The organism is Acidobacteriota bacterium (genome assembly GCA_012517875.1).
GTDB lineage: Bacteria > Acidobacteriota > JAAYUB01 > JAAYUB01 > JAAYUB01 > JAAYUB01.
The window spans coordinates 1-11458 of sequence record JAAYUB010000126.1 but is presented as its reverse complement, the minus strand read 5'-3'; the positions used below and the strand labels follow the sequence as shown (position 1 = coordinate 11458).

The 11458-nt window shown below is 69.1% G+C and carries 7 protein-coding genes; 3 read left to right on the top strand and 4 right to left on the bottom strand.

What is annotated here, in order from left to right; translation table 11 throughout:
* The 4 genes from GX414_13305 to GX414_13290 all read right to left on the bottom strand — a co-directional run.
* A partial coding sequence (locus tag GX414_13305) for an MFS transporter (GenBank protein NLI48077.1) occupies positions 1-2391 on the bottom strand: 2391 nt, incomplete at its 3' end.
* A 190-nt stretch (positions 2392-2581) separates the two neighbouring features.
* Positions 2582-2785, bottom strand: coding sequence for a cytosolic protein (locus GX414_13300; GenBank protein ID NLI48076.1), 204 nt, complete (start codon positions 2783-2785; stop codon positions 2582-2584).
* 58 nt (positions 2786-2843) lie between these two features.
* Positions 2844-6461, bottom strand: coding sequence for an alpha-amylase (locus GX414_13295; protein ID NLI48075.1), 3618 nt, complete (start codon positions 6459-6461; stop codon positions 2844-2846).
* A gap of 726 nt (positions 6462-7187) precedes the next feature.
* On the bottom strand, positions 7188-8057 hold the full coding sequence (locus GX414_13290; GenBank protein ID NLI48074.1) for a protein kinase: 870 nt from the start codon (positions 8055-8057) through the stop codon (positions 7188-7190).
* A gap of 213 nt (positions 8058-8270) precedes the next feature.
* Between GX414_13290 and GX414_13285 the strand changes: the two genes are divergently transcribed.
* The 3 genes from GX414_13285 to GX414_13275 all read left to right on the top strand — a co-directional run.
* A complete protein-coding gene (locus tag GX414_13285; GenBank protein NLI48073.1) occupies positions 8271-9500 on the top strand; it encodes an anion transporter in 1230 nt (409 codons plus the stop codon).
* A 196-nt stretch (positions 9501-9696) separates the two neighbouring features.
* The gene (locus GX414_13280; GenBank protein ID NLI48072.1) at positions 9697-10467 is read left to right on the top strand and encodes a glycosyltransferase family 2 protein; all 771 of its coding nucleotides are present in this window, start codon (positions 9697-9699) and stop codon (positions 10465-10467) included.
* The coding region (locus tag GX414_13275) for a hypothetical protein (protein NLI48071.1) at positions 10436-11458 on the top strand (1023 nt) is incomplete at its 3' end. The genes GX414_13280 and GX414_13275, both read left to right, overlap by 32 nt.

Genomic DNA, 11458 nt, shown 5'->3' with positions numbered 1-11458 from the left:
GGCGGCGCCGGCGAACCAGCCGGCGGCGATGGGCGCCAGCTCCGCCGGGCCGGCGGCGACCACCTGGCCGCAGGCGGCCAGGATGACATCGCCGGCGGTGCGCAGGGCGTCGGCCTGCTCCACGGCGCAGCCGAACTCCCGCTCCAGCCAGACCGCCAGGTCCACCTGGGCCAGACTGTCCAGGCCGAGGTCGCGCGCCAGCAGGTGGCCGGGCTCCACGGCGGCGACGCCGCTCATCGCCTGCAGGTGCTGCAGGACGATGTCGCGGGTGGCGGCGGGGGCGTCCGTCACCGTGCCGGCGAGTCGCGGCGGGGTCGGATCGGGCAGGGCCCGGATGCCGCCCCGCTCCCACCGGTAGTACGGCACGTAGGTGTTGGGCGGAGCGTCGGCGTTGTAGAAGGCTTCGAGATACCGGTTCAGGACCGTCCGGTCGGCGGCACGGGGCACGTCGTCCGGTTCGTGGAGTTCGATGGTGACGGGGCGCCGCGGCGCGAACAGCACCAGGTTGGCCAGCAGCACTTTCAGTCCGTGGAGCATGCCGGCGGCCATGTCGGGGTGGCGGCCCGGCGCGCGACTGAAACGGCTGCCCCACAGGCCGCGGGTGCGCACCAGCACGATCCGGACGTCGGGCGCCTGGCCGAGCAGGGTCTCCAGGGCGCTGGTGCCGCCCAGGTCCTCGAGACGGCTGCGGTAGATCCTGCCGGCGGGGAAGAGGATGAGGTGCCGCCCCGCGCGCAGGTCGGCGGCGCAGGCGGCCAGGGCGGCGGCCACATCGTCGCGGGCGGCGGCGCCGTAGCGGCCGGGGTCGGCCATGGGCCGGACGCCGAAGCGGTCCGCCAGCCGGCGCACGAGGAAGCGGTCCACCTGATCGCGGTCGGCCAGCGACCGCGGCGCGAAGCGGGGGAACAACTCCAGCATGACGATCACCGGGTCGATGAGCGCCGGGTGGTTGGGCAGGAACAAGATGGGTCCGCCGCCCCGCGCAGCCACCGCCGCGAGCCCCTCGACGCGGATCCGGTAGCGCAGCCGCAGCAGGCCGCGGCCGACCTGGGTGAGCGCCCGGGTGAGGAGCGTGGGCCGTCCCTCCGCGCGGCGGTAGGCGGCCGCGAGCACGGCGGTGGCGAGCAGCGTCAGCGCCCCGGCCAGGCCGAAGCCGGCCGTGGGCAGGGCCACGGCGAGCAGTGCGTTGGACACCAGGCCCGACAGCAGGATCCCGCTGAACACACCGCAGTTGGTGGCGGCCCACACCGCCCCCTTGCGCGCCGCCGGCGGGCGCACCTGGATGAAACTCTCCACCGGGATGAGGAACACGCCGCCGGCGATGCCCACGCCGCCCGCCAGCGCGAACAGCGCCGTGACCTGCGCGCCCGCCGGCAGGGCCGGGACGGCGGCGACGGCGAACATGAACGCCGCCACAATCACGCCGGCCGGGCCGATGACGCGGTGCCAGCGGGGGCCCTTCGCCACCCGGGCGGCGATGAAGCCGCCCACGCCGATGCCGATGAGCTGCGCGGCGATGAGGTAGCTGGTGACGGCGGTGCCGAGTCCAAACTGCTGCAAGCCCATGGGATTGATGAGCAGGATCTGCAGTGAGCCGAGGAACCAGATGAAGATGCTGGCGCCGATGGTCGTCCCCAGCAGCGGGTCCCGCGCCGCGTCGCGCAGGTTGCGGAGGCTGATGAGCGGGCCGGTCCAGGGGAATGCGACCCGCGGATCGGCGGCGGGCCGCGACGGCACGCCGAAGCTGATCAGGAGTCCGACGAGCGCCACGCCCACCACGACGACGGCGACGGTGAGCCGCCCCAGGGCGAAACCGCCCGGGCCGGCGCCGGCCAGGTTCAAGGCCATCCCCGCCGTGGCCACGCCGGCCAGGATGGCCGCCGTGACCGCGAACCGGAGGATGGCGTTGGCCCGGGTGACGTACTCCGCCGGGTAGAGCTCGGGAATGGAGCCGTTGAGCGCCGGACTGAACAGGGTGGACTGCAGCCCCATGAGCGCCAGCATGGTGAAGATGAGCCACCAGTCGCCCGTGACGATGCCGGCGGCGCCGGCCAGCATGGCCGCCAGTTCCAGCGCCTTTGATCCGATGACCACCCGCCGCTTGGCGAAGCGGTCGGCGAACCACCCGGCGGGCGCGGCGAACACGATGAAGGGCAGGGTGTAGATCACCAGCGAATAGCCCTGCAGGTGGGTCTGACCGGCGCCCACCGCCAGCAGCATGGCCGCCTGCTTGAAGAAGTTGTCGTTGAACACGCCCAGGCCGTAGGTGGCGGCCATGGCCAGGAATTTGGTCCGGGCCTGGCGGACGCGTTCCGCCAGCGCGTCGGCGGGCACCATCGTCGCGGCACGCTTGGCAGCGGCGTCGGGTGTCGGGGCGTCGGTGTCGCTCATGCGGGACTCCTGGGGGACGGGGAGCACTCCGGGTGATTATCGCACAGAACGGATGCGGGAAGGAGTCGGTGAAACAGTAAACAGTGTACAGTGAATGGTGAACGGTGAACGGCACAGCCGTCAGCAACCAACCATCAACCATCAACGATCAAGTATTAACCAGTAACGCGTCGAACCAACCGTCCTGGTTTCAAACCTTGCGGGTGTCCACCAAGCGGGCGAAATGCTCGAAAGAGCGGTCGTAGGTTTTTTCGGCCGCCGGCGGGAAGCAGCAGCCGGGCAGCTCGCGGTTCCGCAGGTGGTACGCCAGGCAGTCGCAGCACAGCCCCTTGCGGGAGCACGGGTCGTAGGTGCAGTTGCAGCGCGGCAGGTTGCGGGCTTTTTGGCATTCCATGATGGTGTTCCTCGAAAGGAAAATGGGCGACCGGTCGCCGGATGGTCCAGCCGGCGGCTCATTCGGTCGCGGCGCCGAAGCTCGTCGCCGGGTCGGCGCCGGGGCCGGCGGTGAGATCCAGCAGGTGCTGGAGCTGGTACCCCGACCTCTCGATGGCCCCCTGGAGCCGCTGCCGGACAGGCCAGTAACGGCCCAGCGCGTCAGCGGTGGCGGCCGGTTCACCGGACCGGGCCGTGGCGGCGGTCACGGCGACCGCCAGCAGGTGGTCCGCCAGCTCTTCGAAACATTCTCGGTTGAACCAGAGGACGTCCTGCCAGCGGTTCACCTGGATGAATGCGGGCAGGTCCGGGTCGGCCACGAGCTCGGCCAGGGGGAGGCCGGCGCCGGGGGCAGCCGTGGCGGCGCGCTCCATCCAGCCGGCGTGGCTGAGCAGAATCCGCACCAGGGCCAGGCGCCGCCGGACATCCTCCTCGGACAATCCGAGCGCCTCGCCGGCGCGTTGGACCAGCCGGGCGAACCGCAGCTCGTGGAGCAGGCTGCGGCTGAGCTCGGGATCGTGGGCGCCCAGCGCGTCGCCGAGGCGGCGGAGCACGCTCCAGAGCACCAGGTCGAGGCCGGTCGTCCACGCCGCTTCGCAGGCCGCCTGCAGGTGGCGGGCGCCGCCGGCCACCGCCGAGTCGTCCAGCCGGACGAAACGGGCGAGGCGCTCGGGCAGGCTGAACGCCGCGGCCAGATCGGCGCGCACCGCCGCGGCGGCCGCGGCCGGATCGCCCGCGCCGCGTTTGAAGGCGCGGATCTCCGCCAACAGCGCGGCGGCATCGGCCGCGAAGGCATCGAGCGTCGCGTCGCCGGCCGCCCAGGCCCCGGCCGGCGCGTCCGGCAGGCAGGCGCGCAGGCGCCCCGGCTCGAGCAGCCGTTCGAACGCCTGCTGGATGGGCTGGAGGAACAGCTCCTGCAGCGCCGCGTCGATGCTGGGTACGCCGCGCCCGTCGAGGAAGGCGGCCAGGCGGGCGTAGTGGCCGTGCGCCGAGTCGTCCACCTCGCGGAAGTCGAGGAAGACCTGATACTGGTAGGCGTGCAAATCCACGAACAGTCCCTGCCGGTGGATGTCGCGGCTGCAGCGGATGTACTCGAGGCCGGTGACGTGGTCGCGGAAGATCGCGAAGTGGCGGTCGCTGTCGGCCAGGCCCAGACCGTCGCCGAGGGACCTGCGGACCAGCCGGCGCTCCGCCTCGCCGGCGGCGCCGTCGAGGTAGGCGGCCGACTCGCGGATCCAGCCGGCGGTGGCGGCGTACTTGTTGTGGAACACCACCAGCGCGCGCTCGTCGCCGTGGCGGTTGCTGAAGGCGATCACGTTTTCGTCCACGGCGCCGACCGTGGTGTACAGGTCATAAAGGAGGAAGTGCCGCACTTCGGCGAAGACGTGGCGCCGGCGCATCAGGGGGAAGATCAAGCGCTCGTGTGCCTGGACCAGGCCCTCGTCGGGGTGCTCGTCCCAGTAGGCCCGCGGGTACTCCATGCCGTACTTTTCGCTGAAGCCCTCGATCTGGCCGTGTCCGAACATGGGCAGCCCCGGCATGGTGACCATGAGCAGGGTGACGCCCAGGTACTTGTCCCCCTTGCCGAACTGGGCCACCGCGGTCTCCTCGTCGGGGTTGCTCAGAAAGTTGACAAACCGCTTGAGGATCTCCGGGTTGAACTCCAGGACGTTGCGCACCGAGAGCCGTAACTTGTCGTTGTCCTCGTTCTTGAGGAAGTTCATGAAGGCGCTGTTGTACACCCGGTGCATCCCCAGGGTGCGCACGAAGTAGCCCTCCATGAGCCAGAACGCCTCGGCCAGGAGCAGGGTGTCGGGGGCCTCGGCGGCCAGGCGGTCCACCACCTCGCGCCAGAACTCGTTGGGCATGGCGCGGTCGAAGTCGGCCTTGGTCAGGCCGCGCCCGGCCCGCGACGGGATGTCGCCGCCGGCGCCCGGCTCCGGATACCAGAGGCGGTGGAAGTGGCGCTTGGTCAGGGTCATGGCCGCGTCGAAGCGGATCACCGGGAAGCGCCGTGCCACGCTCAGAATGGCCTGGATCGCCGCTTCGCGCACCTCGGGGAGCAGGTAGTTGAGCTGGGCGGTGTCGTTCCACGGCATGTTGGTGCCGTCGTTGCCGTGGTAGATGTAGCGGGTGTCGCCGGTGTGGAAGTCCGTCCACTTAAAGGTGACCGCGGCGTCGGTGCGCTGGAAATAATGGTCCTCAACGAAAATCCCGTGGCGGTCGTCGCCCGACAGGTTCGGCCCGTTGTACGAGTAGACGGGGAAGGGGCTGTGGTCCAGCTGGATGAACCAGTCGGGGTGCTCGCGGACCCACGGCGCGTCGATGCCCATGTGATTGGGGACCATGTCGGCCGCCAGGCGGATGCCCCGGCTCCAGGCGCGGTGGCGGAGGTTGTCGAGCGCTGCCTCGCCGCCGAGATCCTCGGCGATGGCGTAGCCGGCGAGCGAGTAGGCCGAGGCCAGCGCCTCGGGGTTGCCGCACATCTGCTTGATCTGCCGCGAGGCGCGGCTCCGTTCCCACACGCCGATGAGCCACAGGCCGGTGAAGCCCCAGCGGGCCAGGCGGTCCAGCTCCTCGTCGGGGATCGCGTCCAGCGTGCGGATGGGCCGCCGATACCGGCGCGACAGCTGGTCGAGCCAGACGTAGGTGCTCTTGGCGATGAGCACCAGCCGGGGCATCCAGTCGCGGTCCGGCGTGAAGCGCTCAGGCTCCGGCTCGGCGCCCGCCCAGCCGCCGGCCGCGTCGAACCGCAGCACCTGGGCCGGTCCGGCGCCGCCACCGCCGGCGCGCGCCTCCTCCCGCACCAGGTCCAGGCCGCTCAGCAGCCGGAGCAGGTAGTCGTGCAAGAGCAAGCCCCACCGTTCGCGGATCCAGTCGAGCTGGCCCAGCAGGTCGTACGGGACCGCCAGCGCCGGGCTGCGGAGCATGACCACCAGCGACTGGTGGTCCGGTCCGAACACCGGCTGTTCGGCGAAGTAGTCGGCCAGCGCCTCGATGACCCGCGGGTAGGGGGTCGCGAGTGCCAGCTCCGCATCGTTGAACAGTTCGTTGAACGGGGTGAAGGCCGGGTTGGCGTTGGCCAGCCACAGGAGCAGCACTTCCTCCAGGGCCGTTTCCCGGTGGGAGACGCCCGCGGTGGCGCCGGCCAGATAGGCCTCCGCCTCAATTTCGCCGCGATAGACGGCGGGCGGCGGGAAGAGCTCGGTGAAGCGCCGCAGCACGGTGTCCACCGCCTCGCGCCCCAGCGCGGTGTCGAGGCGGGCCAGCGCGTCGGCGAAGGCGCGGGCGTTGCACTGCGCGCGGTATTGGGCGGCCACGTGGTGCAGGATCTCGTCGATGAGCCCCATGGCGTTGAGGTGGCCGGCGCGCACCGCCCGTTCGGGGAAGCCGGTCAGGTCGCGGTGCGCGTTCATCGCCTGCGCCAGCAGCCGGACGGCGTGGAAGTCCGTAAACACCACGTTGCCGGTGAGGGTGTAGAGGTGGTCGGCCACGCCGTAGCGGTCGCGGGCCCAGCGGCGGATGTGGAAGGCCATGACGCGGTCGCCCGGCCGCGGCGACGGCGCTCCGCCGCCCTCCAGGGCGCACAGGCGGATGACGCGGGCTCCGGAGGGCAGGGCGGATGGGTTGGCGCTCATGGGCGGCTCCCGCGGCGGAGTGGGCCGGCTGACAGGCGGACCGGCCTGCGGCCAAGCTATCGGAAAACCGGGGGGAAGTCAAGAAACGCCGTAGCCTCCGTCACCACTCAGACAAGCAGGGCACACAGGGGCAGTCATCTCTGTTTGATCATGTTTCATTTCTCATTTGTCATTGAAGAGGGGCTATGGTGAATGGGTGTATCGGAAGACAAGCGACGGATCAGCCATCAACGATCACAATCATCCAACAATGAGCGACGATCAACTCTTCCGAACCTGCGAACCTGTGCGCATCGAAAGATCGCCCGAATGTGACCCAATGATTCTCGAAGATGCGTACCCAATCCACCAGACCAGACGCATGCTCCCGATCCGCAGAACCGATTGGAAGTTTGAATCGATGGGGGACAGCTCGATCGTGCAGGGCACCACGATCCCGGCCCTGACGGGCCGGGATTTTTGCCCCTCATGTGATGTGATTGAGTGATCGTACGTCCGTAGCGGTTGCGCCGGTCGGGGATCACGATCAGGATTACAAATTTCGAGCACGGCCACGATGACGAATTTACAGCGGCAACGCCACGAACAACCAATACGATCCCTTAGCCCCGAGCCACCGCTGTCCAATGTCCGAAAATCGAAAACGAGTCTCGCGCCTCGATTACGAGCACGATCACGATTACGAATTACGAGAGGAGGAACTCCTGTCTCCTCACTCCGAATTCCTCACTGTGACTGGTTGAGGTCCCGCCAGAAGTCGATAGCCGTCTGGGTGCGGAAGGCCACGTGGCGGCGCAGCGCCCGGACGATGGCGGGGGCGTAGCGGGAGGGAACGCGCTCGGCCAGCCGGCGCGGCTCGCCGGCGGCGATTTCCGCGGGGGTGAACTGGGGAATGCGGCCCAGCAGGAGGCTGAGGAGAAGCAGTCCGCCGTGGTAGATGTCCACCGGCTTGCCGATGGCGCCGAACTGCTCCGGGTCGAGGAACTCCGGCGGATGCATCCATTTGGCCAGGATCGTGTTGAAGAGGTTGATGTCGCTCTCCAGGCGGCTGATCCCGAGATCCCCCACCTTGAACACCACCGTCGCCGGCGGGGTGGACAGAAGCTGCTCCCGGGACATGACCACGAGCACGTTGGTGGGCGAGATGTCTTTGTGGACGTAGCCCGACTGGTGAATGAAGTCGATGGCCTGGAGGAGATCGCGGCTCACCGCGGGGAGCCACTCCTCGCCGGGGAGATCGGGCGCGCCGATCAGGTCCACGAGCGTGGCGGCGCAGCGCTCGATGATCAGGTAGAAGGTGTCGCGGCACTCAAAGGCGTCGTAGACGTAGGTGATGTTGGGGTGACGCAGCGCCTTCAGATTCTGCAACTCCGTGAGCCACTCCTGCCGGACCTGCTCGTAGGTCCGCCCCTGCGGCAGCAGCACCTTGGCCACCAGGTCGTTGCCCCACTCGTCGGTGCACTGGAAGACGGCGCCGAAGTAGCCGTGGCCGGTCTCGCGGCCCAACGTGTAGCGCCGGCCGAGGCACTCGATGACCTCGCCCTCCTGCGGGGGGCGGAAACTGCGGAGCGGCTCGGGGCTCTGGCTCTGGTTCACGGTGTCATCCTCATCCGGTTGCGTTCATTGTACGGACCACCGGCCGGTTTTTCAATCGCTACGCCGCCATGCCGGCGCGCAGTTTCGCCGATTGGCCGATTCACCGACTCATCCATTCATTCATTCATTCATTCACCCTGCCCTTGACTCCCTGTTTCACCTTCTGACCCCGCGGCGTTACAATAGGCAAAACCGGTCTGCTGGAGCCGCCCCGTGACCCCCGACTGGACTCTGCTCATCTTCCTGGTGACCTACACCGGCGTGGCGTTGGGCCACATCCCGCCGTGGGCGCTGGACCGGACCGGCTTCGCGCTACTCGGCGCCATCGCCATGGTGGTGAGCGGCGCGCTCACCATCACCCAGGCGGTGGCGGCGGTGGACCTGCCCACCATCCTGCTGCTCTACGCGCTCATGATCGTCTCCGGCCAGCTCCGCCTCGGCGGGTTCTACACCTGGACGGTGCTCCGCCTCTCGCGCTACCTGGACCGGCCCCGGCTGTTCCTGGCTCTGGTGATGGTTGTCGGCGGCGCGCTGTCGGCCCTGCTCACCAACGACATCGTCTGCCTGGCGTTCACGCCGGTGCTGGTGGTGACCGTCTGCCGGCGCCGGCTCAATCCGATCCCGTTCCTGCTGGGCCTCGCGGCGGCCGCCAACATCGGCTCGGCGATCACCATCATCGGCAATCCCCAGAACATGCTCATCGGCCAGCTGGGGCGGCTGGACTTCGGTCGCTTCGCCGCGTGGTGCGCGCCGCCGAGCATCGCGGCGCTGGCGGCGGCGTTCGGCTTCATCTGCTGGGTGTACCGGGATCGCTTCGGGGGCGGGGGAGCGGCGTGCGGAGAGGCGGATGCGTCCGACTGGCCGGCATTCAACCAGTGGCAGACGACGAAGGGGCTGCTGGTGGTGGGCGGGCTGATTGTGCTCTTCTTCACGCCGGTGCCGCGGGAGCTGTCGGCCATCGCCCTGGCGGGCGTGCTCCTGTGCAGCCGCCGCATGAGCACCCGCCGCCTGCTCGGCTTCATGGACTGGCACCTGCTCACCCTGTTCGTCGGGTTGTTCATCGTCATCCAGGGGATCGAGACCACCGGCTGGCCGGCGCGGATCATCGCGGCGCTGGCCGCGGCCGGGATCGACCTGCGCGACCTGGCGCTGCTTTCGAGTGTCTCGACGGTGCTGAGCAATCTGGTGAGCAACGTGCCTGCCGTCATGCTGCTGACGCGCTTCCTCGATCCGGCGGCGCCGGCGCAGTGGTACGCGCTGGCCGTGTCCAGCACCTTCGCCGGCAACCTGATCACCATCGGCAGTATCGCCAACCTGATCGTCATCGAGGGCGCCCGCAACCTTGGGATCGCCGTCACCTTTAAGGAGCACGCCCGGGTGGGCGTGCCGGTGACGCTGCTGTCGCTGGGGATCCTGCTGGGGTGGATCTGGGTGGCGGGGTGAGAAGGGTGAACAGTGAGCAGTGAAGAGATAGGAGTTGGTAGTACCAAGCCCATCGTATGCGTAATCGTAATTCGAAATCATCATACGTAATCGTGATCGTGAACTCAATCGAGCTTCGATTACGATCACGATTACGATGACGAACCAGGTAAAGCTCGGGGTACAATGGCGCTGAAGGCGGAGGCGAGACACTCGGATGAGCAAGCCCAACGTCGTGGTGGTGATGCCGGCGTACAACGCGGCGCAGACGCTGCTGCGGACCCATGAGGAGGTCATGGCCACAGGCGTGGTGGACCATGTCATCGTCGTGGACGACGCCAGCCGCGACGAGACCCTGACCATCGCCCGGTCCCTGCCGGCGACCACCGTCCACGCCCATGCCCGCAACCTCGGCTACGGCGGCAACCAGAAGAGCTGCTACCGGCTGGCCCTGGCCCAGGGGGCGGATATCGTCATCATGGTCCACCCCGACTACCAGTACACGCCGCGTCTGATCCCGGCCATGGCGGCACTCATCGAAGCGGGGCTGGCGCACTGCGTGCTGGGTTCCCGGATCCTCGGCGGCTACGCCCTGGCCGGCGGCATGCCGCGCTGGCGCTACTACAGCAACCGGGCCCTGACCCTGATGGAGAACCTGCTCACCGGCGCCAAGCTGTCGGAATACCACACGGGCTATCGCGCCTTTTCGGCGGCGCTGCTGCGCCGCATCCCGTTCGGGGAAAACTCCGACGACTTCATCTTCGACAACCAGATGCTGGCCCAGATCCTCTGGTACGGCTACCGCATCTCCGAGATCAGCTGTCCCACGCGCTACGCGACGGACGCCTCCTCGATCAACTTCCGGCGCAGCGTCCGCTACGGGTTCGGCTGCCTGGGGGTGGGACTGGCGTACCGCCTGGCCCGGTGGGGCCTGGCGCGCTCCCGGATGTTCCCCGATGTGGCGACCGAGCACCCGGCCGACGCGTGAGTGGGCGCTGGCGACGCTGCTGGTGGCCGTGACGGTCACCGTGTACGCGCCGGTCGTCCGCCACGGCTTCGTCAACTACGACGACAACCTGTACGTCACCGAAAACCCCCATGTCCAGCAGGGGCTGACGGCGGAGTCGGTGCGGTGGGCGTTCACCACCTTCCACGCCAACAACTGGCATCCGTTGACGTGGTGCGCCCACATGCTGGACGTGGAGCTGTTCGGTCTCTGGGCGGGCGGCCACCACCTGAGCAACCTGGCGCTGCACCTGCTCAACACGCTGCTGCTGTTCGGCCTGCTGCGCGCGCTCACCGGCTGCGTTGGCCGGAGCGCGCTGGTGGCGGCGCTGTTCGCCCTGCACCCGACGCACGTGGAATCGGTGGCCTGGGTGGCGGAGCGCAAGGACGTGCTGAGCACCGCCTTCTACTTTCTGACGCTGGCGGCGTACGCCGGTTGGGCCCGGACCGGGCGGGCGGGGCTGTACCGGCTGAGCCTGGCCTTGTTCGCGCTGGGGCTGATGGCCAAGCCGATGCTGGTGAGCGTGCCGGTGGTGCTGCTGCTGCTGGACGGATGGCCGCTGGCGCGGCTGCCGGCGTGGACCGGCCGCATCCCCCCGCCGGAGACGCGGCGGGAAGCGGGCCGACGGCTGCTGGAGAAGGCGCCGTTCGCGGCACTGGCGCTGGCGTCGGGGATCGTGACCCTGCTGGCGCAGCGCTCGGCGATGGTGCCGCTGCGGATGCTGACGCTGCCCGAACGGCTGGTTAACAGCGCGTTGGCGTACGTCCGTTACATCGGTGAACTGTTCTGGCCGACCAACCTGGCGGTGTTCTATCCGCTGCCGCGCGCGTTCGACGCCGGGCCGGCGGTGGCCGCCGGCGCGGCGTTGCTGGCGGCGACGGCGGCGGCGGTGTGGTGGGCGCGCCGGCAACCGTGGCTGCCCGTGGGCTGGGGCTGGTACTTGGTGACGCTGCTGCCGGTGATCGGGCTGGTG

Coding starts and splice junctions, on each gene's coding strand:
- GX414_13295 (NLI48075.1), bottom strand. CDS start 6,461: ATGAGCGCCAACCCATCCGCCCTGCCCTCCGGAGCCCGCGTCATCCGC.
- GX414_13280 (NLI48072.1), top strand. CDS start 9,697: ATGAGCAAGCCCAACGTCGTGGTGGTGATGCCGGCGTACAACGCGGCG.
- GX414_13300 (NLI48076.1), bottom strand. CDS start 2,785: ATGGAATGCCAAAAAGCCCGCAACCTGCCGCGCTGCAACTGCACCTAC.